Genomic DNA, 22,763 nt, shown 5'->3' with positions numbered 1-22,763 from the left:
CCGGGCCGCCTGTTCAGGCGGTGCGGAAGGTGTCCAGGATCCGCCGCGCGGCCAGGGCCGGGGTGAGCTCGCCGGCGAGCACCGCCCGCTCCAGGTCGGGGACGGCGGCGCGCACGCCGGGGTGTGCCCGGAGCGAGTGCTCCAGCCCGTCGCGCACCAGCTGCCAGGTCCAGCGGACCTGCTGGGCCCGTCGGCGCGCGTCGAACTCCCCCGAGACCTTGGCCCGCTCCTGGTGCTCGACCAGCTTGGCCCACACCTCGTCGAGCCCCTCGCCGGTGAGGCCGGCGCAGGTGAGCACCGGCACGTCCCAGCCGGAGCCGCGCCCGCGCAGCAGCCGGATGGCGTGCGACAGCTCGCGCGCGGCCTTCCGGGCGTCGGCCGCCGCCGGTCCGTCGGCCTTGTTGACGGCGATGACGTCGGCGATCTCCAGGATGCCCCGCTTGATGCCCTGCAACTGGTCGCCGGTGCGCGCGATGGTCAGGAAGAGGAAGGAGTCGACCATCTCCGCGACGGTGATCTCCGACTGCCCCACGCCGACGGTCTCCACGAGGACGACGTCGTAGCCCGCCGCCTCGACGACGACCATCGACTCGCGGGTGGCCTGCGCGACCCCGCCGAGCGTGCCGGAGGTGGGCGAGGGCCGGATGAACGCGTGCTCGTCCACCGCCAGCCGGGCCATGCGGGTCTTGTCGCCCAGGATCGAGCCACCCGAGCGGGCCGACGACGGGTCGACGGCGAGCACGGCGACCTTCGATCCGCCGGCCGTGAGGTCCACCCCGAGCTGGTCGATGAAGGTCGACTTGCCCACGCCGGGCACGCCGCTGATGCCCACGCGGCGCGCTCCCCCGGCGTGCGGCAGCAGCTCGACGAGCAGCTCCTGCGCCTTCTCCCGGTGGTCGGCACGCCGGCTCTCGACCAGGGTGATGGCGCGCGCCACCACCCGGCGGTCCCCGGCCAGCACCCCCTCGACGAGGGCCGGGACGTCGACCTCTCTCGCCATCAGTGGCCGAGACGCGAGGACAGCGTCCGCAGCAGCTCCTGCGCCGCCTCGGCGATGACCGTGCCGGGCGGGAAGACCGCGGCGGCGCCCATCTCCCGGAGCGCCGGCACGTCGTCGGGCGGAATGACCCCGCCCACGACGATCAGCACGTCGTCCGCGCCGAGCGCGGCCAGCGCGTCGCGCAGCGCGGGCACCAGCGTGAGGTGACCGGCGGCCAGCGACGAGACGCCGACGACGTGGACGTCGGCCTCCACCGCCTGCCGGGCGACCTCCTCGGGGGTCTGGAACAGCGGGCCGACGTCGACGTCGAAGCCGAGGTCGGCGAAGGCGGTCGCGATGACCTTCTGCCCGCGGTCGTGCCCGTCCTGGCCCATCTTCGCCACCAGGATGCGCGGCCGCCGGCCCTCGGCCTCGGCGAACTCCTCGGCCAGCCGGCGCGTCTCCTCCATCGGCCCCGATGCTCCTGCCTCGTCGCGGTAGACGCCGGAGATGGTGCGCACCTGGCCGGCGTGCCGGCCGTAGACGACCTCCAGCGCGTCGGAGATCTCCCCGACGGTCGCCTTGGCCCGCGCGGCGTCCACGGCGAGCTTCAGCAGGTTGGTCTCGAGGTCGTTGCCCCGGCGCCCCTCGGCGGCGGCGCGGGCGGCATCGGTGAGCCGGCCCAGCGCCTCGGTCACGGCGCGGCCGTCGCGGTCGGCACGCAGCTGCTCGAGCTTGGCCTTCTGCTGGGCGAGCACGTCGGCGTTGTCGACCTTGAGGACCTCGATCGCCTCGTCGGCGTCGACCCGGTACTTGTTCACGCCGATGACCGGCTGGCGGCCGGAGTCGATGCGGGCCTGCGTGCGAGCCGCGGCCTCCTCGATGCGCAGCTTCGGGATGCCGTCGTCGATGGCCTGCGCCATGCCGCCGTGCTCGGCCACCTCCTGGATGTGCGCCCAGGCGCGGCGGGCCAGGTCGTAGGTGAGCTTCTCGACGTAGGCCGAGCCGCCCCACGGGTCGACGACGCGGGTGGTCCCCGACTCCTGCTGCAGCATCAGCTGGGTGTTGCGCGCGATGCGCGCGGAGAAGTCGGTGGGCAGCGCGAGCGCCTCGTCCAGGGCGTTGGTGTGCAGCGACTGGGTGTGGCCCTGGGTCGCGGCCATCGCCTCCAGGCAGGTGCGGACGACGTTGTTGTAGACGTCCTGCGCGGTGAGCGACCAGCCCGAGGTCTGCGAGTGGGTGCGCAGCGAGAGCGACTTGGGGTTCGTCGCGCCGGCCTCCTTCACCAGCTTCGCCCACAGCAGGCGCCCGGCCCGCAGCTTCGCCACCTCCATGAAGAAGTTCATGCCGATGGCCCAGAAGAAGCTCAACCGCGGCGCGAACGCGTCGACGTCCATCCCGGCGGCCTGGCCGGCCTTCAGGTACTCCACGCCGTCGGCGAGGGTGTAGGCCAGCTCCAGGTCGGCCGTCGCCCCGGCCTCCTGGATGTGGTAGCCGGAGATCGAGATGGAGTTGAACCGCGGCATCTCCTTCGAGGTGAAGGAGAAGATGTCGCTGATGATCTGCATCGAGGGCTTGGGCGGGTAGATGTAGGTGTTCCGCACCATGAACTCTTTGAGGATGTCGTTCTGGATGGTGCCGGTCAGCTGCCCCGGCGCCACGCCCTGCTCCTCGGCCGCGACGATGTAGAGCGCGAGCACGGGCAGCACGGCGCCGTTCATCGTCATCGAGACGCTCATCTTGTCCAGCGGGATGCCGTCGAACAGCTGGCGCATGTCCAGGATCGAGTCGATCGCGACGCCCGCCATGCCCACGTCACCGACCACGCGCGGGTGGTCGGAGTCGTAGCCGCGGTGGGTGGGCAGGTCGAAGGCGATCGACAGGCCCTTCTGCCCGGCGGCGAGGTTGCGCCGGTAGAACGCGTTGGACTCCGCCGCGGTGGAGAAGCCCGCGTACTGGCGGACCGTCCACGGCTGCGTCGTGTACATCGTCGGGTAGGGGCCGCGCAGGAACGGCGGCAGCCCGGGCAGGGTCTCCAGGAAGTCCAGGCCCCCCAGGTCGGCGGGGGTGTACAGCGGCGGGACGGCGATGCCCTCGGGGGTCTCCCAGGTCGCCTCCGCCACGCCGCGCCCGGTCGCCTCCTCGAAGGCCTTGGCCCAGTCGTCCGCCGAGGTGCCCGCCGACGGGGTGCCCAGCTCGACGTCGCCGAAGTCGGGGATCGCGCTCATGCTCGGACCTCCAGCTGCTCGTGGACCGTCCGGAGCGCCGCGAGGGCGTCGCATCCGGTGAAGACGTACCCGTCGACGCCGTCGACGGCCAGATCGGGCTTGCCGGCCAGCCACACCTGCGTGGCGCCGGCCTGCTTGAGCTCCCCGGCCAGCGAGGCCGCGGTCTCGGCGTAGTCCTTGTCGGTGCCGCAGATGCAGGCCACGGTGGTGCCCGCCTCCGCCAGGCCCGATGCCCCGTCGGCGGCCGGCGTGGCGAGCCCACCGGCCTGGAACAGGTTCGCCGCGAACGTGGCGCGCGCGGTGTGCCGGGCGATCGGGCCGAGCGTGGCGAGGTAGACGGCGGGCCGCTCCCCACCCGCCGACGCCGCCGCGTCGGCGGCGTCGCGCAGCTCCTCGAACTCCTGAGCGGCCCGCACCCGGGGCAGCCCGCCGGTGGCCGGCAGCACCTCGGCGGCCGGCCGGCGCTCGGGCAGCTTCTCGGTGAGGTTGGGGAACTCGCTGACGCCGGTGATCGCGTCCGCCCGCGTCGCCAGCCGCTTCGCGCGCGCGTCCCACGCCTGCGCGATCCGGTCACGGACGAGCCCCGAGGAGAGCGCCGCCGCCAGCCCGCCGGCCCGCTCGATCTCGGTGAACCAGGCCCAGGCCGCCCGGGCCAGCTCGTCGGTGAGCGACTCCACGTACCAGGACCCACCGGCGGGGTCGAGCACCCGGCCGAGGTGCCCCTCCTCCACGAGCAGGTTCTGCGTGTTCCGCGCGATCCTGCGGGAGAAGGCGTCGGGCAGCCCGAGCGCGGCGTCGAACGGCTGCACGGTGACGACGTCCGCGCCGCCGACCCCGGCGGCGAAGCAGGCCACGGTGGTGCGCAGCATGTTGACCCACGGGTCGCGCTTCGTCGTCATCACCGAGGAGGTGACCGCGTGCTGGCGCTGTGCGCGCGCCGCGGGCGAGGCGCCGCTGACCTCGCCGACCCGGTCCCACAGCCGCCGGGCGGCGCGGAGTGCGGCGATGGTCGTGAACTGGTCGGCCGAGGCGGCGTAGCGGAACTCGAGCTGGGCGATCGCGTCGTCGACGCCCAGCCCGCCGTCGGTCAGCGCCCGGAGGTAGGCCACCCCGGCGGCCAGCGAGCAGCCGAGCTCCTCGACCACCGAGGCGCCGGCGTCGTGGAAGACCGTGCCGTCGACGACGATCGCGCGCAGGCCGGGATGGGCCGCGGCGCGGCGGGCGACGTCGGCCAGCCCGGAGAGGTCCTGCTCCTCGCCCGAGGCGGCGTGCACCCCGAGCGGGTCGAGGCCCAGTGAGCCGCCGGGCGCGAGGTCCGTGCGGCCCTCGACGAGGTCGAGGAAGGCCGCGGCAGCGGCCGGTCCACCCTGCACGCTCACCGGTGCCAGGTCCAGGTAGACGTCGGAGAGGACGTCGCCGAGGGAGTCGACGGGAACGGCGCCCTCGCCCACGACCAGCCACAGCGAGGTGACGCCGTTCTCCAGGTCGGCGGCGATCGCCTCCCGGGTGACGGCGACGTCGGGGTGGGCGTGCCGCTGCCGGATGTCCCACCCGCCGGACGCGCCACCCTCGGCGCCGCCGGACGCGGTGACCCCGGTCGACCCGGCCGGCCCGCCGGCGGGGCGGGCTCCGCGAACGAACGGCGGCAGGCCCGGCACCCCGACGCCCGCGGGGAGGTCGCCGGCGTCTTCGGCGGTGTAGAGCGGCGCCACCGTCACACCCGGGGCCACCGGGCGGCGCAACGCGTCCTCGACCGGGTCGGGGAGGTCCTCGCGGCCGGCCTTGCGCAGCACGCCGGCGACCAGTTCGCGCCACTGCTCGCGGGTCACCGCGTCGAAGTCGCCCGCGAGCACCAGGTCGTCGGGGACCGCGTGCTCGGCCGGCACGTCGGCGTCAGCCGGTGCGCTTCCCGGACCGCTGCTGGTCTGCTGGTCGGTGGAACTCATCCTCGGGTTCCCGCCTCTCGTCCAGGGCTCGTCGGGCAGAAGTGTCTCCGGGCGCGGGTCGGCGCGTGCGAGGGGGTGCCTGGACGCCGGTCGCCGCGGGCTCGGCGTCGGCCTCCAGCGCCAGCAGCGCCGTACGGGCGAGCAGCCGCACGCCGACGCCGAGGGCCCGCTCGTCGACGTCGAAGGTGCCCCGGTGCAGGTCGAGCGGGGCGCCGCCGCCGTGGGTGCCCAGCCGGGCCAGCGCGATCGGCATGACGTCGGCGAACCAGCCGAAGTCCTCCCCGCCCATGCTCTGCGGCGACAGGACCAGGCTGTCGGCGCCCACGGTGCCCAGCGCCGCCGTGCGCAGCAGGGCGACCGCCCGCGGGTCGTTCACCACCGGTGGCACACCGCGGATGTAGTCCACGTCGACCTGCGCGCCGGTCGTGGCGACGACCCGCTCCACCAGGGAGCGCAGCAGGTCCTCCGCGTCCTTCCAGGCCTCCCGGTCGAGCACCCGGACCGTGCCGCGGAGCGTGCCGCGCTGCGGGATGGCGTTGGCCGCGACCCCGGCGTTCACCGCGCCCCAGACCAGCGACATCCCCGCCCGGGGATCGACCTGCCGGGAGAGCAGCGAGGGCAGGTCGGTGATCAGCCGGCCGAGGGCGTCGACCAGGTCGACGGTGAGCTGCGGGCGGGCGGTGTGCCCGCCGGGCCCGGTGAGCGTGATGTCCATCCGGTCGCAGGCGGCGGTGATCGGACCCGTGCGCAGGCCGACCTTCCCGGCCGGGATCGACGGGTCGCAGTGCAGGGCGAAGGCGCGGGACGCCCCGTCGAGGACGCCGGAGGCGACGACCTCCGTGGCGCCGCCGGGCACGGTCTCCTCGGCGGGCTGGAAGACGCAGCGGACCGTGCCGGGGATGCCGTCCAGGGACGCGAGCGCGATGGCCACGCCGAGCACCACCGTCGTGTGCACGTCGTGGCCGCAGGCGTGGGCCAGCCCCTCGCGGGTGGAGGCGTACGGGACGTCCTTGAGGTCCTTCAGGGGCAGCGCGTCGATGTCGGCGCGCAGCACGACGACCGGGCCCTCGCCCGTTCCGACGTCGACGGTGAGCCCCGTGCCGGTGGGCAGCCGGCGCGGTGTGAGCCCGTGGTGGCGCAGCCGCTCCTCGAGGAAGGAGGTGGTCTCGAACTCCGCGTAGCCGAGTTCGGGGTGGGCGTGCAGGTGCCGCCGGGTGGCCGACAGCGCGGGCGCGTTGGCGGTGGTCCACTCGTCGACCGCGGCACCCAGCTTCTCCACGACGGGGGTCACGCCGCGTGCCCATCCGCGCACTCGGCCGGCCCGGGCACCGGGCCGTCGGGGCGCCCCACCGGACCGCTCGCCGGCAGGCCGTCGCGCAGTTCGGCGAGCAGGCTGTCGACGACGGGGACCAGCTCGCCGTCGTGCTCCAGGGCCACGGCCCGCTGCCGCTGGTAGGAGGCGCCGACCTCCAGGATGCGCAGCACGTCGGCCAGCTCGGCCTCGCACTCCAGGCGCCTGGCGGTGGGCATCAGCTCCTCCACCAGTTCGGCGATGGCCTCGCGCACCGGCCGGACCGCGTACTGCTCGTCGACGACGATCTCGGCGTCCAGGCCGTACCGGGACGCCCGCCACTTGTTCTCGCGGACCACCCACTCCTCGGGGCGGGGCAGGGTGTAGCCGCGGTCGAGCTGGGTGTCGAACTGCTCGACCAGGCACTGCGCGAGCGCGGCGACGGCGCCGACCTCGTCGAGGGTCGGGAGGCCGTCGCAGATGCGCAGCTCGACGGTGCCGAAGTCGGGGTGCGGGCGGATGTCCCACCAGACCTCGCGGACGCTCTCGATGCTCTTCGTGGAGATCAGCGTCTCCATGTACTCCTCGAACTCGCCCCAGCCGTCGAGCTGGAAGGGCAGCCCCGCGGTCGGCATGCCCTCGAAGACCTTGGTCCGGGCCGAGGCCAGGCCGGTGTCGCAGCCGACCCAGAACGGCGAGGACGACGACAGCGCCAGGAAGTGCGGCACGTACTGGCACAGCGCGTTGACGATCGGGATGACCTTCTCCGGGGCGCGGACGCCGACGTGCACGTGGACGCCGAAGATCTGCATGCGGCGGGCCAGCCACTGCATGCGCTCGACCAGCTGCTGGTAGCGCTCCTTGGGCGAGATCTCCTGGGACTGCCAGTCGGTGAAGGGGTGGGTGCCGGCGCACAGCACCCCCAGCCCCCGCCGGTCGGCCTGGGCGACCACCTCGGCGAGGGTGCCGGCGAGGTCGGCCTTCGCCTCGTTCACCGTGGTGCAGACGCCGGTGATGATCTCGACGGTCGACTGCAGCAGCTCGTGCTTGGCCTTGGGGTGCTCGTCGGCCCCGTCGGGACGCAGCGCCTCCAGGACCTCGTTGGCGCCGGAGGAAAGCTCCCGGGTCTCCCGGTCGACGAGCTGCAGCTCCCACTCCACCCCGAGGCTGGCGCGTTCCGAGCTACGGAAAGGGATCTCCACCTCCGGAAGTCTAGAAGGACCTGCCTGCTCCCCGTCCCTCGCTCCGCTCGGTGCGGGGCCCTGCAGGCAGGCCGCTCCAGCACGTCGCCTGCGCCGGTTGCGTTAGCGTCCCTGCGTGAGCGAGCACCCCGCGACCGATCCCACCGCCCTGGCCGCGCAGGCAGCCGACGCCCTGACCACCGCGCTCGGGGGTCCGCACGACGTCGCCGTCGTCATGGGCTCCGGCTGGGCACCGGCGGCCGACGCGTTCGGCGAGACCGCCGGATCGGTCGCCATCGGCGACCTGCCCGGTTTCGCGGCCCCGACCGTCGTCGGGCACGGCGGCGAGATCCGCTCGGTCCGGGTGGGCGAGCGCAGGGTGCTGCTGTTCCTGGGCCGCACCCACTACTACGAGGGCCGCGGGGTGGAACCGGTCGTACACGGTGTGCGCACCGCCGCGGCCGCGGGCGTGCGGACGATCGTCCTGACCAACGCCGCCGGCGGGCTGGCTCCCGAGCACCGGGTGGGCCAGGCGGTGGTCATCTCCGACCACCTGAACCTGACCGCCCGGTCGCCGCTGGTCGGCGCGAACTTCGTCGACCTCACCGACCTCTACTCCGGCCGGCTCCGCGCCCTGGCCCGGGAGCTGGACCCGTCACTGCTCGAGGGCGTCTACGCCCAGCTGCCCGGCCCGCACTTCGAGACGCCGGCCGAGATCCGCATGCTGCGCACCCTCGGCGCGGACCTGGTCGGCATGTCCACCGCGCTGGAGGCCATCGCCGCCCGCGCCGCGGGGGTCGAGGTGTTCGGCCTGTCGATGGTCACCAACGCCGCGGCCGGCATCACCGGCGAGGCGCTGAACCACGAGGAGGTCCTCGCGGCGGGCAAGGCCGCCGCCGGGCGGCTGGGGCAGTTCCTGGTGCAGCTCATCGAGCGGCTCCCGTGACCGGGCCGGTCCTCGTGACGGGGGCCGCCGGCCGGATCGGCACGGTCCTGCGCGGCGGGCTGCCCGAGCGCGGGTGGGCGGTGCGCAGCCTCGACGTCGTGCCGGTGCCCGAGCCGCGCCCGGGCGAGGAGCACCTCGTCGCCGACGTCACCGACCTGGCGGCGATGACCGACGCCGCCCGCGGCGCGGCGGCCGTCGTCCACCTCGCAGGCATCTCGGGCGAGTCGACGTGGGCGGCGATCGCGCACGCCAACATCGAGGGCACCTACTGCGCGCTCGAGGCGGCCCGGCGGGCCGGGGTCCAGCGCGTGGTGCTGGCCAGCAGCAACCACGCGTCCGGGTACACCGAGCGTCCGGCCGACGGCCTGCTCCGCGAGGAGGACGCGCCGCCGCGTCCGGACACGTACTACGGCGTCTCGAAGGTGGCGATGGAGGCCCTGGGCTCGCTGTACGTGGACCGCTACGGCCTCGACGTCGTCTGCCTGCGGATCGGCAGCGCCTTCGCCGAGCCGACCACGACCCGCCAGCTCTCCACCTGGCTCTCCCCCGCCGACACCGTCGCCCTGGTCGAGGCCGCGCTCACCGCGCCGTCGCCGGGGTTCCGCGTGGTGTGGGGGGTCTCCGACAACACCCGCCGCTGGTGGGACCTCTCCGCCGCGGAGGCCCTGGGCTACCGGTCCACCGACGACGCCGAGGGGTACGCCGGGGCGCTGATCGGCGCCCACGGCGAGCCCGACCCCGCCGATCCGGTGCACCACCGGGTCGGGGGCGAGTACACGACCGCCGACTTCGACGCGGAGAACTTCACGGGATGACGCAGGACCTGCTCGACACCGCACGCGCCTGGGCCGAGGCGGACCCGCACGAGGGCGACCGCGCCGAGATCGCGGCGCTGGTCGACGCCGGCGACACCGCCGAGCTGGCCCGCCGCTTCGCCGGTCCGCTGACCTTCGGGACGGCGGGGCTGCGCGGACCGCTGCGCGCCGGGCCGGCCGGGATGAACGCCGCCGTCGTCACCCGTGCTGCCGCGGGGCTGGCCTCCTGGCTGACGGCGTCCGGGCACGCGGGCGGCGGCGTGGTGATCGGGTTCGACGCACGCCGCCGGTCCGACGAGTTCGCCCGCATCTCCGCCGAGGTGCTGGCCGGGGCGGGCTTCGCCGTGCAGGTCATGCCCCGCCCGCTGCCGACGCCGGTGCTGGCCTTCGCCGTCCGCCACCTGGGGTGCGCGGCCGGGATCATGGTGACCGCCAGCCACAACCCGCCCGACGACAACGGCTACAAGGTGTACCTCGGCGACGGCGCGCAGCTGGTGCCGCCGGCCGACCGGGAGATCGAGGCCGCGATCGGCGCGGTCGGACCGGCCCGCGAGGTGCCCCGGTCCGACGACTGGGTGACCCTCGACGACGGCATCCAGACCGACTACGTCGACGCCATCGCCCGGGCGGTCGACCCCGGCCGGGTGCCGGCGGAACTGCGCGCGACACTGACCGTGGCCTACACGGCGATGCACGGCGTGGGTGCGGGGACGACGCGCGCGGTCTTCGCGGCCGCGGGGCTGCCGGCGCCGGTGAGCGTGGCGGAGCAGGACGCCCCCGACCCCGCGTTCCCGACCGTCGCCTTCCCCAACCCGGAGGAGCCCGGGGCGGTGGACCTGCTGCTGGCGCTGGCCGAGCGGGTGGGCGCCGACGTGGCGATCGCCGAGGACCCCGACGCCGACCGCTGCTCGGTGGTGTGCGGCGGGCGGCAGCTGACCGGTGACGAGGTGGGTGCGCTGCTCGCCGACTGGCTGCTGCGCCGCGGCGTGCGCGGCACGTACGCGTCATCGCTGGTGAGCGGCTCGCTGATGCACGCCGTCGCCGAGGCGCACGGCGCCCCGTCGGAGGAGACGCCGACCGGGTTCAAGTGGATCATGCGGGCCGGGTCGGAGGCGGCGCCGCTGGTGTACGGGTACGAGGAGGCGCTGGGTTACTCGGTGGCGCCGTCGGTGGTGCGGGACAAGGACGGCATCTCCGCCGCGCTCGCCGTCGCTCTGCTGGCGGCGGAGCTCAAGGCCGACGGGCGGACCGTCCTGGACCGGCTGGACGAGCTGGCCACCGAGCACGGCCTGTTCGTCACCGGGCAGTTGTCGGTGCGGGTGGAGGACCTCTCGGTCATCTCCGGGGCGATGGCGCGGCTGCGCTCGGCGCCACCGGCCACCCTGCTGGGCCGGTCGGTGGAGTTCGCCGATCTCGCCGAGGGGTCGCCGCCGGTGGACGCGGTCCGGCTGCTCGGTGACGGGGTGCGGGTGATCGTGCGGCCCAGCGGCACCGAGCCGAAGCTGAAGGCCTACCTGGAGACGGTCGTCCCCGTGCACGACGACGCCGGCCTGATCGCCGCCCGCGGCCGCGGCGCCGACGAGCTGGACCAGCTGCGCGCGGAGATGTCGGCGGCGCTCGGCGTCTGACACCGATCAGTTCCTCCGTCCGGGACCGTCCTCCTCCACGACGAGGCAGCCACGAGCGGAGGGTCGGGTGCGGAAGATCGTCGTGCACATGACGGTGTCGGTGGACGGCTTCTTCGAGGGCTCGGACCACGACCTGAGCTGGCACCTCGTGGACGACGAGCTGCACGCGCACGAGCAGCTCTCGGCCATGAGCACCTTCATCGAGGGCCGGGTCACCTACGAGCTGATGGAGGCGGTCCGGCCGACCGCGGACCAGAACCCGGACCTCCCCGCAGCCGGCCGCACCGGCCTGGAGCTGCTGGAGACCCACCGGTTCGGCAACGGGGTCGGCATGCTCCGCTACGGGGTGGCAGGCCGCTGAGGCGGCTGCCGGCCGCGATTCAGAGCGGTGGCGGGCCGTACCGGTTGTGCCGCGGCTGGGTGCCGAGGAAGCCGACGGTCACCAGCAGGACCAGCCAGCCGATGCCGGGCAGCAGGTGCCACAGCAGCCACCAGGCGGAGTGGTCCCGGTCGTGCAGTCGCGTGACCATCGCGGCGATGTTCGGCACGAGCAGCACCAGCGCCGAGATCGCCGTCACCGGTCCGCCCTGGTCCGGGAACGGCCAGAGCAGGTCGAACTCCCCGTCGCGGCTGATGCGCGGGTAGCTGTCCGGGAACCAGGTCGCGTCGATCGAGGTGGCGACCACCCCGAGCACGGCGAACACCAGCACGTAGCGCAGCCACCAGTCCCGCCGCCGGATCCGCCCGGTGGGCAGGTACCAGTCCAACGGCGTCCACGACCGCCGCGCCGGCGGGGCGCTGGTCATCCGCGGACGGGTTCGCGGCAGCCGGAGTCGAGCGCCCGGGCGGCCGTCGCCAGCACGGCGACGACGTCCCGGCCGAACCCCACGTCGCAGGGGTGGGTGCCGCCGGCGATCGCGGCGGAGGTCAGCTCGTCGACGGCGACGGAGAACGCCTCCACCGGGGCCTCGACGTCGGGCAGGAGGACGAGCCGGCCGGCGTCCCCGTGCACGAAGAACTCGATGCCGGTCGACATGGACGCCACCGTGTGCGAGAGCGTCACGGTCGACGCCGTCCCCGACTCGTGCGTGAGCACCAGGTGGACGGTGTCCCGGAGCCCCGGGCCGGCCTGCACGGCGACGACCGGCCCCAGCGCGGGCACGAGCACCGACAGCGCGTGCGGGCCGATGTCCCACAGCGCCCCGTGCTCCTGCCGCCACGGCGAGGTGGCGAAGGGCGTGCCGGCCAGCGAGGAGAGCCAGGAGCCGGCTCCGCCGGCCAGGCGGGTGCGCGCGGCCTGGGTGAGCCAGGTGGAGGTCGCCGTCTGGAAGCGGAAGGTGAAGAAGACGACGGAGGCGACCCCGGCGGCGCGCACCGCGTCGACGACACGGTCGGCGCCGGCCACGTCGAGCGCGATCGGCTTCTCCAGCAGCAGGTGCTTGCCCACCTCGGCGGCGCGCACCGCGAGCGGCGCCTGCACGTCCGGCGGCAGCGCGATCGCCACGGCGTCGACCTCGGCCAGCAGCGCCTCGACGTCGCCGTGGCCGGGGACCTCGAACTCCGCGCCGAGCGCCTTCGCCTTGGCGAGGTCGCGGCCCCACACGCCCACCAGCTCGGCCGACGGGTGGCCGGCGAGGGCGGTCGCGTGCACGGCACGCGCCCAGTGACCGGTGCCGAGGATTCCGAAGCGCACGGTCAGACCGCGCCGAACTGGCGGTCGCCGGCGTCACCCAGGCCGGGCACGATGTAGGCCTTGTCGTTGAGCCCCTCGTCGATGCTGGCGGTGAAGACGCGCAGCGGCAGCCCGCTCTCCTCCAGCCGGCGGATGCCGTCCGGAGCGGCGAGCGCGCACAGCACCGTGATCGAGGTCGTGCCGCGCGCGGTGAGCAGCTGGCAGCAGTGCACGAGGGATCCGCCGGTGGCCAGCATCGGGTCGAGGACGAAGACGTCGCGGCCGACGAGCGACTCCGGCAGCGAGGCCATGTAGGCCTCCGGCTGGAAGGTCTCCTCGTTGCGCGCGAGCCCGACGAAGCCCATCTGCGACTCCGGCAGCATCCCGTGCGCGGTGTCGGCCATGCCGAGGCCCGCCCGCAGCACCGGGACGATGAGCGGCGGGGCGGCCAGCCGGTAGCCGGTCGTCGTGGTGACGGGGGTGGTGATCGGCTCCTCGGCCACCGCGAGGTCGCGGGTGGCCTCGTAGACCAGCATCTGCGTGAGCTCGCGCAGGGCGGCGCGGAACATGGCGTTGTCCGTGCGCTCGTCCCGCATCCGGGAGAGGCGGGCACGGGCGAGCGGGTGGTCGACGACGGTGAGCTGCACGCCGGACACCGTATCGGCACCCGGCGCTGCGTTCGCCCGGTCGCTGGGGGCGCCTTCCGACCTGGCGCTCAGGCGGCCACCAACGGGTTGCCACGGGCCTCGGCGGCCAGGCGACGCCGCAGGTCCCGGTTCCCCATCAGGACACCCACGGCCCAGGCCATGTCCATGCGCTCGCCGCCCGGGCGCATCGCGTCGGGCAGCGGCGGCTTCCCGTCCGGGAACAACGGGTCCGCCGACGCACAGGGGGCACCGGCCGCCGGTCGCGGGGTCGGCCGAGGCTCCGGGCGGCGGGCGGCCAGCTCGTCGACCGGCTGCACGCCGACGAAGGCCGCCTCGGCGGGGACCTCGGGGCTCCCGGCCAGACCCGCCAGACCGTGGGTGAAGGCGGCGTCCGCGGCGCCCCACACCCGCCGCCCGTCGGGGGCGAGCGCGACCAACCGGCCGTCGCGCCGGGTCAGCACCAGGTCCAGCTCGTGCACCGATCCGTGGTCGACGTCGCAGAGCAGCACCAGGTTTCTGGCGCTTCGCTAATCTGCCCCCATGGCAGGGGTCAGAGCAGCGGCGGTCTACGCGCGGATCAGCAGTGACACCGAGGGCAAGGCCCTCGGTGTCACCCGCCAGCTGGAGGACTGCCGCCGCCTGGCCGCCCAGATGGGCTGGCCCATCGCGCAGGAGTACGTCGACAACGACCTGTCCGCCTACTCCGGCAAGCGCCGCCCGGCCTATCAGCAGATGCTCACCGACCTGGCCGATGGCCTGCGGGACGCGGTGATCTGCTACCACGTTGACCGGCTGACCCGCCGTCCGGTGGAGTTGGAGCAGTTCGTCGCCACGGTGGACGCCGCCGGAGTGCGCAAAGTCCGGTTCGTGTCCGGGGACATGGACCTGGGCACCGGGGACGGGCTGCTGATCGGAAGGATCATGGCGGCGGTGGCAGCGAACGAGTCAGCGGCCAAGAGTCGCCGCATGCGGCGCAAGTGGGAGCAGAACGCCGCCTCCGGCGTGCCGCACGGCGGCAGCGTTCGCCCGTTCGGCTACGAGGCCGACCGGGTGACCGTGCGCCCGGACGAGGCCGAGGTGATCCGGGCGCTGGTCGCCCGCTACCTGGCCGGGGAGAGCCTGCGGTCGCTGTGCACCTGGCTCACCGAGCAGGGCGTGTCCACCGTGACCGGCCGGGAGTGGCGCTCACCGACGCTGCGCGGCCTGCTGCGGTCGGGACGAATCGCTGGGCTGCGCGAGCACCTGGGCGAGGTCGTCGGCCCGGCGCAGTGGCCCGCGATCATCGACCCCGCCGACCGGGACCGGGTGCTGGCCCGGATGGCCGAGCGCGTGGCCAGCGGACGGCGCACCCCCCGCCGCTACGTGCTGTCCGGGCTGCTGCGTTGTGGAAAGTGCGGCGGCAAGCTGTACGCCTCCCCGCGCGAGAACTCCCGCCGCTACGTCTGCCTGCGCGGCCCCGACCACGGCGGCTGCGGACGGCTCACCGTCGTCGCGGAGCCGCTCGAGGCGCTCCTGGTCGAGGCCGTGCTGCAGCGCCTCGACGGCCCCGAGCTGGCCGAGGTGCTGGCCGGCCGGCGCCACGACACCGCGGCCGCGAAGCTTTCCGACGCTCTCGCCGGCGACCAGGCCCAGCTCGACGAGCTCGCGGTGATGTTCGGCAAGCAGGAGATCAGCGCCCGAGAGTGGCGCGCAGCGCGCGAGCCGATCGAGCGGCGCATGGCCGACCGCCAGCGACAGCTGGCAACGCTCACCCGCACTGACGCGCTGATCGGGCTACCGGGAACGGGTGGGCACCTGCGGGAGCAGTGGGACACCGTGAGCCTGTCGCGGCAGGCCGCGATCGTCGCAGCGGTGCTCGACCATGCGGTGATCGAGGCCGGTCAGTCCGGCGCCCGATCGTTGGACCCATCGCGGGTGCGGGCGGTCTGGCGAGGATGACGCCGACCGGGGCCGTCCCGTCCCGCGCTTCGCGCGGTTCCGGACCCGGCCACCGGTGGCGGCAGCAGCGCCGCCACCTGCGCCAGCACCTGCGGATCGGTCACCCGCACCGGCACGCCCTGGGCGGCACAGGAGGCGGCCAGCCACTCGGCCACCTGCGCGGGGGTCAGCTTGGCCACGCCGACCCCGCCGGGGACGTGGAAGAACAAGTGCGGTGCACGACGCGCTCCGAGGCATCGATCCAGTAGGGATCGACCCCGGCGCCTACGCCCTCGGCTCAGTTACTGCTCCGGCATCAGCAGCCTGCCGCCCACCGACTCGATTGGATCGAAGCCACGGAGGATTGGGGTCCTACCCACCGCCGGGCCCGAGTGGGTGACCCGACGGCGCTTCCGTGCTGCCCGCAGTCTGCCGCACGGATGCGACAAGTCCGAAAGTCGCCCTACCGCTCAGGCGCGGAGCAGCCGCTGTCGGACCGCTTGTGCCGACACATCCAGCGCGCCACCGATGCGGGCGAAAGACATGCCGTGTTCACGCGCCTGCTGCATCGCCGCGACCAGTTCCCGGTCCGCCGCCGCGCGGCCCTCGGCAGCCCGCCGCAGCCGCAGGAGCAGGTCCAGCTCGCGGACCTTCGGCGACTTAGCAGGGGACACCGCTGTTGCCGCGACCGGCGGCTGCGCCGCCGATCGCGGCAACTCGCGGGCGACGGCGACCTTCGGGCCCGCCTTGGCTGCGCGCCGCTGCGCGGCACGCCTCTGCGCACGACTCACAGCCGTGAACCTACCTTGTCGCAGGCGTGAACCCACCTTGTCATGCCCCGGCTAGCGACCAGGGCTCTGACCTGCGGTGGAGTACCTAATCGCAGGCTTTACCAAGGGGCGCCTCCGGCGCCCTGCCCGTCCCCCACTCAGGCACGCGGCCGTCAAGGGCGCTCCGCGCCGCTACGCGGTGACCTACGGCCACCCTGGACCGCCTCCACACTGCGGTCAGCGAAGGGGAGCGACCGCCACAGGCAGCTGTGGGTCCGGGGGGAAGAACGCCCCCGAACCCCCCACCGCCCAAGCGGTCGCGGCGAGAAGGCGCCCGCTACCGGTCCAAGCGACCATTAGGCGTCAGCATGCCCGTCGGCGGCATCCTGAACCGATGGGAGCTCTTCTGGGTCGCCCGCACCGACGGCGTCTCGGGCGATAGGCGAATCAGGCAGGCTGTCATCCCGCCGCGCATATTCAGGTATGCCGCCGTAGATCCCCGCCGCACGCATGGCTCCAGACGCGGCCGAGTTCCGCTCGATCACCTCCTGTAACCCGTTGAAGCGCCCCGCCGCACGCATGGCCTCGGACGCGGCCGAGTTCTGCTCGATCACCTCCTGTAACCCGTTGAAGCGCCCCGCCGCACGCATGGCCTCGGACGCGGCCGAGTTCCGCTCGATCACCTCCTGTAACCCGTTGAAGCGCCCCGCCGCACGCATGGCCTCGGACGCGGCCGAGTTCCGCTCGATCACCTCCTGTAACCCGTTGAAGCGCCCCGCCGCACGCATGGCCTCGGACGCGGCCGAGTTCTGCTCGATCACCTCCTGCCACGCGTTGAAGCGCCCCGCCGCACGCATGGCCTCGGACGCGGCCGAGTTCTGCTCGATCACCTCCTGCCACGCGTTGAAGCGCCCCGCCGCACGCATGGCCTCGGACGCGGCGGCATACTCCCGAATCGCCTCCTGCAGCCTGTTCAGTCCTCCCACGCCGGGAGGGCCTTGGACTTTGTGCTCCACCGCCTCCCTTAAGCTATCGAAACCGCCGTACTGCCCAGTCGTGGTGACCTTGTCGATAGTTTCGGTTGTCACCGGCGTATCGAGGTACTCGCCCGCAAATTGCAAGAAGCGGCGGAGCGTCTGCTGATGATAGGGCTGATGACTCACTTCCCGGAATTCGGCCACTAGTTCAGGTCGCGGGCCAACCGTCCTCCCTGCGACAGAGAAGAACCAGTCATCCTTTTGGTCGTTGGTAATAAACAAGACTGGTCGATCAGAGTCCGCAGCGCGGTCCAGAATCTCGCGCCAAATGAGATAGTCCCCAACACCCCCGCCGGCGCCATCCTTCTTTGCATCCTTGTATCCCGGAGGTATCGACTCGCGAAGCCTCCTCTCCGCCTCACGTACCCGACGGGCGAGTTCTTCCGGTGCAGGTCTGGCGCCTACCTTGCCAAGGAACAGGTCGTCTAGGGCATCTCTCACTGGGTCGTTGCGTACTACTTCATCTACCGTCAGGGCGTGCTGCTCCTCCAGTGTGCGCACTTCATCTTCATACTCTGAGGCAAGTCGTTCGAGGAGATTTCCAAACGCCTGCGCAAGATCCTGATGAGCCCGCTGATCTTTGAGAGTTTGGCGCAGACCCTCGACGGCCTGATTGAACTTTTGTCTCAGGAGCTCATAGATGCGACCCTGCTGGTGCACGACCGTTAGCCTGTTCCGCTGGAACTCAAGTCCCACTTGGTAGGGGAGCCAAAGCCGCTCGCCGACTCGTCGCAGAACAGTTAGAACCTCTTCCCGTTCGGCGGCGCTTATGCGATAGAGGGAAAGCAGCACATTTGCGTCAAGAACGATGTCGGCACTCTCGGCAATCTCCTGCAGTGCAATTGACGATGGCGCGTACCACTCGGCGAAGTCGTCCCTCATATGGACATACTGCCCCGCCGAGCCGCCCGTGGACCGCCTCGGGGGATGTCCCCGTGATGAGCGAAGTTGTCGAGGTCCGTCCGTCCCACCACCGAACAGCCAGTGCCGCATGTGGTGGGCGTGCAGCCGTTCGATCCGCGTCTCGGTGCACCCCGGCCGGGCGCAGCCCCCGTCCCGGCGCAGCAGCGCACGCCGCTGCGCGCGGGTGGCCAGCCGGCGCTTCCGGCCCACGCCGAGGACCTCCCGCCCGCACTCCAGCATGGTCACGACGGTCGCCTCGCAGAGCATCCGCCGGACCTCGGTCGCGTGCAGCGCCGGGCCGCCCTCGAGGTAGGCCTGCCCGGCGGCAGCGTCGTCGGCGAGGACGGCGGCGTCGACGTGCACCACGACCTCGCGCCGGGGTGGGTCACCCGGCCGCCGGTCGGCGTGGTGGGCGGCCCCGGCGAGCCGGGCGACCGCCGTGCAGCGCCGGGCCGCGGTCCGCTCCCGGGCGCACGCGGTCTCCTCCCGCTCCAGGTCCTCCTCCCGTTCCAGGTCCTCGTCCCGCTCCAGGCCTCCGGCCACGCCCGCTTCCCGCTCCGCGGCTGCCCGCTTCGCCGCGGCGCGGTCCCGACGGGCTTCGCGTTCGGCCAGCGAGTCGACCGCCGCGAGGAAGTCCGCACCTTCCTCGGGCGCAAGGCGCATCCGTACGACGAGCATGCCGTCGTCGTCCCACCAGTGCTGGAACTGCCGCTTCAGTGCGATGGTCCCCTCGTCGGCGCGGTCCGCCCGCCGCCACGAGCGGACCAGGCGGTCCACCTGCGAGGCCGTGGCCTCGATCGCCGTCTCCAGCAGCTCCCGCTCGGTGTCGGGCTCCGCGACGCGGGTCAACGCCCGGACCTTGGAGTAGGACAACCGCCCCTCGGCGAAGGCGGCGGAGATCAACGGCAGCGCACCGAGACCCCGGGCGACCCGGACGTGCTCCCGGGCCGTGCCCGGGGCCATGCCGCACTGCCAGGCCAGCCAGTGGGCGCACGACAGGATCCCGACCGCGCGCCAGCCCTCCCGCCGATCGAACTCGGCCACGAGCCGCAGCCACGCGGCGGTGGCAGCGGCCAGCCGCACCGCGCCGGACGCGATCTCGCGTGCCAGTTCCGGCACGGACTTCTCCACCACGACGCCTCCTTCGAACGTGCGATCGAAGCGTAGGAGCGGGGGGTGACATCTCCGGCCCAGCAGGCACGTTCCCGCGCGGGAGCGCCCGACGGACGGGGCGCCACCCCCAGCAAGGGGACGTTCCCGCGGGAACGCCCGACCGGGGGGGTCCGCCACCCGGGTCCGAGGGGGCCGAGCGCGTTCCCGCGGGAACGCCCACCGGTGGGTCGGTCACTCGCGATCCGAAGGCCCCGAGCACGTTCCCGCGGGAACGTCACGAGCTCGGCTGCGGGTCAGGACCGCCCCTGCGGGTGAGCGCGTTCGGGGACCGGTCCCCCGGCAGGGGAGAATGGCCGGCATGACCCACGTGCTCGACCCCGACGCGCTGCCCGGGGCGACCCCCGCGGTGCACGCGCCGTCGCCGCCGTACGACGACGTGACCCGCTCCGACTCGGCCTTCCGCGCCTTCCTGCACGGCCTGCCCGGCGTCGACCAGGTGGGCGCCGAGGCGCGCGTCGCGCAGCTGGGCACCCGGTCGATCAAGACCACCTCGAAGGCGTGGGCGATCGACACCGCCATCTCGATGGTCGACCTGACCACGCTCGAGGGCGCCGACACCCCCGGCAAGGTGCGCAGCCTGGCCGCCAAGGCCAAGCAGCCCGACCCGTCGGACCCGACGACGCCGCAGGTCGCCGCCGTCTGCGTCTACGGCGACCTCGCCGGCGTCGCGCGGGAGGTGCTGGCCGGCACCGGGATCCACGTGGCCGCCGTCGCCACCGCCTTCCCCAGCGGCCGCGCGAGCCGTGCGGTGAAGCTGGCCGACGTCCGGGACGCCGTGTCGAACGGCGCCGACGAGATCGACATGGTCATCGACCGCGGCGCGTTCCTGGCCGGCCGCTACCTCGACGTCTACGAGGAGATCGTCGCGGTGAAGGAGGCCTGCGGGGACGCACACCTCAAGGTCATCCTCGAGACCGGCGAGCTGATGACGCTGGACAACGTCCGGCGCGCGAGCTGGATCGCCATGCTCGCCGGCGGCGACTTCATCAAGACCTCCACCGGCAAGGTGAGCCCTGCCGCCACACTGCCCGTCGCCCTGGTGATGCTGGAAGCGGTCCGCGACTTCCGCCTCGCCACCGGCCGGCAGGTCGGCTTCAAGCCCGCCGGCGGCATCCGGACGACGAAGGACGCGATCAAGCACCTCGTGCTGATCAACGAGACCGTGGGCCCCGACTGGCTGGACCCCGACTGGTTCCGCTTCGGCGCCTCCAGCCTGCTGAACGACCTCCTGCTGCAGCGGCAGAAGCTGCGCACCGGCCACTACTCCGGCCCCGACTACGTCACGGTGGACTGACAGCGATGACCAGCGTTTTCGAGTACGCCCCCGCGCCCGAGTCGCGGTCGATCGTCACCATCGCCCCCTCGTACGGCCTGTTCGTCGACGGCGAGTTCGTCGACGGCTCCGGCGAGCCGCTGAAGACGGTGAACCCGGCCACCGAGGAGGTGCTCGCCGAGGTCGCCACCGGCACCACCGCCGACGTCGACCGCGCGGTGCGCGCCGCCCGGAAGGCGTTCGAGAGGACCTGGGGCCCGATGCGCCCCGCCGACCGCGGCAAGTACCTGTTCCGCATCGCCCGGCTGCTGCAGGAGCGAGCACGGGAGTTCGCCGTCCTCGAGTCGCTGGACAACGGCAAGCCGATCCGGGAGTCCCGCGACGTCGACGTCCCGCTGGCCGCGGCGCACTTCTTCTACCACGCGGGCTGGGCCGACAAGCTGGACTGGGCGGGCCTCGGGCCGGGACCGAAGCCGCTGGGCGTCGCCGGCCAGGTCATCCCGTGGAACTTCCCGCTGCTGATGCTCGCGTGGAAGGTCGCCCCGGCGCTCGCGACCGGCAACACCGTCGTCCTCAAGCCCGCCGAGACCACCCCGCTCACCGCGCTGCTGTTCGCCGAGGTCTGCCGCCAGGCCGACCTGCCGCCGGGCGTGGTGAACATCGTGACCGGCGCCGGCGACACCGGCCGCGCGGTCGTCGAGCACGACGACGTCGACAAGGTGGCTTTCACCGGGTCCACGGACGTCGGCCGGCAGATCGCCCGTGCGGTCGCCGGCACCCGCAAGAAGCTGACGCTGGAGCTCGGCGGCAAGGCGGCGAACATCGTCTTCGACGACGCCCCGATCGACCAGGCCGTCGAGGGCATCGTGCAGGGCATCTTCTTCAACCAGGGCCACGTCTGCTGCGCGGGCTCGCGGCTGCTGGTGCAGGAGTCGATCCACGACGAGGTCATCGCCAGCCTGCAGCGGCGGATCGGCACGCTGCGGGTGGGTGACCCGCTGGACAAGAACACCGACATCGGCGCGATCAACAGCGCCGAGCAGCTCGCCCGCATCCGCGAGCTGTCGGACATCGGCGAGGCCGAGGGCGCGCAGCGCTGGCAGCCCGCCTGCGAGCTGCCCGAGCGCGGCTACTGGTTCCCGCCCACGGTGTTCACCGACGTCTCCCCCGCGCACCGCATCGCCCGCGACGAGGTCTTCGGCCCCGTGCTCTCGGTGCTCACCTTCCGGACGCCGGACGAGGCGGTCGCCAAGGCCAACAACTCCACCTACGGGCTGTCGGCCGGCATCTGGAGCGAGAAGGGGTCACGGATCCTGAAGATCGCCGACCAGCTGCGCGCCGGCGTGGTGTGGGCCAACACGTTCAACAAGTTCGACCCGACGTCGCCGTTCGGCGGCTACAAGCAGTCCGGCTACGGGCGAGAGGGCGGCCGGCACGGTCTGGCCGCATACCTGAAGGGTGCCGAGCAGTGAGCAGCGATCGTCTCGCCGTCCGCAAGACCTACAAGCTGTACGTGGGCGGCGCCTTCCCGCGCTCGGAGTCCGGCCGCACCTACGAGGTCACCGACGCCAGGGGCCACTTCCTCGCCAACGTCGCGTGGGCGAGCCGCAAGGATGCCCGCGACGCCGTCGTCGCCGCCCGCGGCGCCTTCGCGAAGTGGTCGGGCGCGACCGCCTACAACCGCGGCCAGGTCCTCTACCGGGTGGCCGAGGTGATGGAGGGCCGGCACGTCCAGTTCTGCGAGGAGGTCGGCGCGGCCGAGGGCCTGTCGGCGTCCAAGGCGCGGGCCGCCGTCGACGCCGCCATCGACCGCTGGGTCTGGTACGCCGGCTGGACCGACAAGTTGGCCGCCGTCCTCGGCGGCGCGAACCCCGTCGCCGGGCCGTACTTCGACTTCAGCCTGCCCGAGCCCACCGGTGTGGTCGCCGTCCTCGCGCCCCAGCAGTCGTCGCTGCTCGGACTGGTGAGCGTTCTCGCCCCGGTGCTCGCGACCGGCAGCACCGCCGTCGTCGTCACCTCCAAGGAGCGGCCGATCCCGGCCGTCACCCTGGGCGAGGTGCTCGCCACCAGCGACGTACCCGGCGGGGTGGTCAACCTGCTCACCGGCGACGCCGGGGAGCTGGGCCCGTGGCTGGCCGAGCACGCCGACGTCGACGCCATCGACCTCACCGGCGCTCCGGCCGACCGCGCGATGGAGCTCGAGCGCGAGGCCGCCGGCACGATCAAGCGCGTCGTCCGCCCGCCGGCCACCGAGCCGGACTGGACCGTCGACCCCGGGCTGTCCCGGATGATCCCGTTCCTCGAGACCAAGACGGTGTGGCACCCGATGGGGATCTGAGCAGGCCGCAGGAGGCGAT

19 protein-coding genes are annotated in these 22,763 nt (G+C 73.3%); 8 read left to right on the top strand and 11 right to left on the bottom strand.

What is annotated here, in order from left to right:
• Positions 1–13: 13 nt before the first annotated feature.
• The 5 genes from meaB to ACI8AG_RS19330 are packed head-to-tail and all read right to left on the bottom strand — an operon-like array spanning position 14 to position 7,646.
• Positions 14–1,000, bottom strand: coding sequence for a methylmalonyl Co-A mutase-associated GTPase MeaB (meaB, locus tag ACI8AG_RS19350; RefSeq protein WP_456598311.1), 987 nt, complete (start codon positions 998–1,000; stop codon positions 14–16).
• On the bottom strand, positions 1,000–3,207 hold the full coding sequence (gene scpA / locus ACI8AG_RS19345; protein WP_456598310.1) for a methylmalonyl-CoA mutase: 2,208 nt from the start codon (positions 3,205–3,207) through the stop codon (positions 1,000–1,002). The genes meaB and scpA overlap by 1 nt, the downstream gene beginning before the upstream one ends.
• Positions 3,204–5,153, bottom strand: a complete 1,950-nt coding sequence (locus tag ACI8AG_RS19340; protein ID WP_456598309.1) for a methylmalonyl-CoA mutase subunit beta — start codon at positions 5,151–5,153, stop codon at positions 3,204–3,206. Before ACI8AG_RS19340 ends, scpA begins: the two co-directional genes overlap by 4 nt.
• Positions 5,101–6,444, bottom strand: a complete 1,344-nt coding sequence (locus ACI8AG_RS19335) for an amidohydrolase (protein ID WP_456590645.1) — start codon at positions 6,442–6,444, stop codon at positions 5,101–5,103. The genes ACI8AG_RS19340 and ACI8AG_RS19335 overlap by 53 nt, the downstream gene beginning before the upstream one ends.
• Positions 6,441–7,646 (bottom strand): glutamate--cysteine ligase, encoded by a 1,206-nt coding sequence (locus ACI8AG_RS19330; RefSeq protein WP_456598308.1) that lies wholly within the window; start codon positions 7,644–7,646, stop codon positions 6,441–6,443. Before ACI8AG_RS19330 ends, ACI8AG_RS19335 begins: the two co-directional genes overlap by 4 nt.
• 115 nt (positions 7,647–7,761) lie before the next feature.
• Between ACI8AG_RS19330 and ACI8AG_RS19325 the strand changes: the two genes are divergently transcribed.
• The 4 genes from ACI8AG_RS19325 to ACI8AG_RS19310 all read left to right on the top strand — a co-directional run bounded on the left by ACI8AG_RS19325 (position 7,762) and on the right by ACI8AG_RS19310 (position 11,375).
• Entirely contained in the window at positions 7,762–8,571 is an 810-nt protein-coding gene (locus ACI8AG_RS19325; RefSeq protein ID WP_456598307.1) for a purine-nucleoside phosphorylase, read from the top strand.
• The gene (locus tag ACI8AG_RS19320; protein WP_456598306.1) at positions 8,568–9,386 is read left to right on the top strand and encodes an NAD-dependent epimerase/dehydratase family protein; all 819 of its coding nucleotides are present in this window, start codon (positions 8,568–8,570) and stop codon (positions 9,384–9,386) included. The genes ACI8AG_RS19325 and ACI8AG_RS19320 overlap by 4 nt, the downstream gene beginning before the upstream one ends.
• Positions 9,383–11,014: a phospho-sugar mutase gene (locus ACI8AG_RS19315; RefSeq protein WP_456598305.1), complete on the top strand. Its 1,632-nt coding sequence runs from the start codon at positions 9,383–9,385 to the stop codon at positions 11,012–11,014. The genes ACI8AG_RS19320 and ACI8AG_RS19315 overlap by 4 nt, the downstream gene beginning before the upstream one ends.
• A gap of 67 nt (positions 11,015–11,081) precedes the next feature.
• A complete protein-coding gene (locus ACI8AG_RS19310) occupies positions 11,082–11,375 on the top strand; it encodes a dihydrofolate reductase family protein (RefSeq protein WP_456598304.1) in 294 nt (97 codons plus the stop codon).
• A 19-nt stretch (positions 11,376–11,394) separates the two neighbouring features.
• On the opposite strand, the gene ACI8AG_RS19305 is transcribed toward ACI8AG_RS19310, so the two are convergent.
• From ACI8AG_RS19305 to ACI8AG_RS19290, 4 genes are all read right to left on the bottom strand, one after another.
• Positions 11,395–11,820 (bottom strand): DUF805 domain-containing protein, encoded by a 426-nt coding sequence (locus tag ACI8AG_RS19305; protein WP_456598303.1) that lies wholly within the window; start codon positions 11,818–11,820, stop codon positions 11,395–11,397.
• Entirely contained in the window at positions 11,817–12,707 is an 891-nt protein-coding gene (locus tag ACI8AG_RS19300; protein WP_456598302.1) for a Gfo/Idh/MocA family protein, read from the bottom strand. The genes ACI8AG_RS19305 and ACI8AG_RS19300 overlap by 4 nt, the downstream gene beginning before the upstream one ends.
• 2 nt (positions 12,708–12,709) lie before the next feature.
• Positions 12,710–13,333: a uracil phosphoribosyltransferase gene (upp, locus tag ACI8AG_RS19295; RefSeq protein WP_456590654.1), complete on the bottom strand. Its 624-nt coding sequence runs from the start codon at positions 13,331–13,333 to the stop codon at positions 12,710–12,712.
• A gap of 68 nt (positions 13,334–13,401) precedes the next feature.
• Complete coding sequence (locus tag ACI8AG_RS19290; RefSeq protein ID WP_456598301.1) at positions 13,402–13,842, bottom strand: hypothetical protein; 441 nt, start codon at positions 13,840–13,842, stop codon at positions 13,402–13,404.
• A 31-nt stretch (positions 13,843–13,873) separates the two neighbouring features.
• On the opposite strand from ACI8AG_RS19290, the gene ACI8AG_RS19285 reads away from it, so the two are divergent.
• Complete coding sequence (locus ACI8AG_RS19285; protein ID WP_456598300.1) at positions 13,874–15,271, top strand: recombinase family protein; 1,398 nt, start codon at positions 13,874–13,876, stop codon at positions 15,269–15,271.
• A 449-nt stretch (positions 15,272–15,720) separates the two neighbouring features.
• Here ACI8AG_RS19285 and ACI8AG_RS19280 read toward each other — a convergent pair whose 3' ends face one another.
• Together ACI8AG_RS19280 and ACI8AG_RS19275 are read right to left on the bottom strand one after the other, a co-directional pair.
• Positions 15,721–16,041: a hypothetical protein gene (locus ACI8AG_RS19280; RefSeq protein WP_456598299.1), complete on the bottom strand. Its 321-nt coding sequence runs from the start codon at positions 16,039–16,041 to the stop codon at positions 15,721–15,723.
• A gap of 335 nt (positions 16,042–16,376) precedes the next feature.
• Positions 16,377–19,094 carry a PIN-like domain-containing protein gene (locus ACI8AG_RS19275; protein WP_456598298.1) on the bottom strand — a complete coding sequence of 906 codons (2,718 nt, stop codon included), beginning with the start codon at positions 19,092–19,094 and terminating at the stop codon, positions 16,377–16,379.
• A 337-nt stretch (positions 19,095–19,431) separates the two neighbouring features.
• On the opposite strand from ACI8AG_RS19275, the gene deoC reads away from it, so the two are divergent.
• The 3 genes from deoC to ACI8AG_RS19260 are packed head-to-tail and all read left to right on the top strand — an operon-like array spanning position 19,432 to position 22,744.
• The gene (gene deoC / locus ACI8AG_RS19270) at positions 19,432–20,427 is read left to right on the top strand and encodes a deoxyribose-phosphate aldolase (protein ID WP_456590656.1); all 996 of its coding nucleotides are present in this window, start codon (positions 19,432–19,434) and stop codon (positions 20,425–20,427) included.
• Positions 20,428–20,432: 5 nt separating this feature from the next.
• Positions 20,433–21,878, top strand: coding sequence for an aldehyde dehydrogenase family protein (locus tag ACI8AG_RS19265; protein ID WP_456590657.1), 1,446 nt, complete (start codon positions 20,433–20,435; stop codon positions 21,876–21,878).
• Complete coding sequence (locus ACI8AG_RS19260) at positions 21,875–22,744, top strand: aldehyde dehydrogenase family protein (protein ID WP_456598297.1); 870 nt, start codon at positions 21,875–21,877, stop codon at positions 22,742–22,744. The genes ACI8AG_RS19265 and ACI8AG_RS19260 overlap by 4 nt, the downstream gene beginning before the upstream one ends.
• Positions 22,745–22,763 lie beyond the last annotated feature (19 nt).

Source organism: Blastococcus sp. SYSU DS0552, assembly GCF_054050815.1.
The sequence above is the reverse complement of the archived record's forward strand: the minus strand, read 5'-3'. Positions and strand labels throughout refer to the sequence as shown.

What these genes read in the sequence shown, in the direction of transcription:
- scpA (WP_456598310.1), bottom strand. Translation starts at nt 3,207, where the DNA reads ATGAGCGCGATCCCCGACTTCGGCGACGTCGAGCTGGGCACCCCGTCG.
- meaB (WP_456598311.1), bottom strand. Translation starts at nt 1,000, where the DNA reads ATGGCGAGAGAGGTCGACGTCCCGGCCCTCGTCGAGGGGGTGCTGGCC.
- ACI8AG_RS19340 (WP_456598309.1), bottom strand. Translation starts at nt 5,153, where the DNA reads ATGAGTTCCACCGACCAGCAGACCAGCAGCGGTCCGGGAAGCGCACCG.
- ACI8AG_RS19285 (WP_456598300.1), top strand. Translation starts at nt 13,874, where the DNA reads ATGGCAGGGGTCAGAGCAGCGGCGGTCTACGCGCGGATCAGCAGTGAC.
- ACI8AG_RS19265 (WP_456590657.1), top strand. Translation starts at nt 20,433, where the DNA reads ATGACCAGCGTTTTCGAGTACGCCCCCGCGCCCGAGTCGCGGTCGATC.
- ACI8AG_RS19315 (WP_456598305.1), top strand. Translation starts at nt 9,383, where the DNA reads ATGACGCAGGACCTGCTCGACACCGCACGCGCCTGGGCCGAGGCGGAC.
- ACI8AG_RS19305 (WP_456598303.1), bottom strand. Translation starts at nt 11,820, where the DNA reads ATGACCAGCGCCCCGCCGGCGCGGCGGTCGTGGACGCCGTTGGACTGG.
- deoC (WP_456590656.1), top strand. Translation starts at nt 19,432, where the DNA reads ATGACCCACGTGCTCGACCCCGACGCGCTGCCCGGGGCGACCCCCGCG.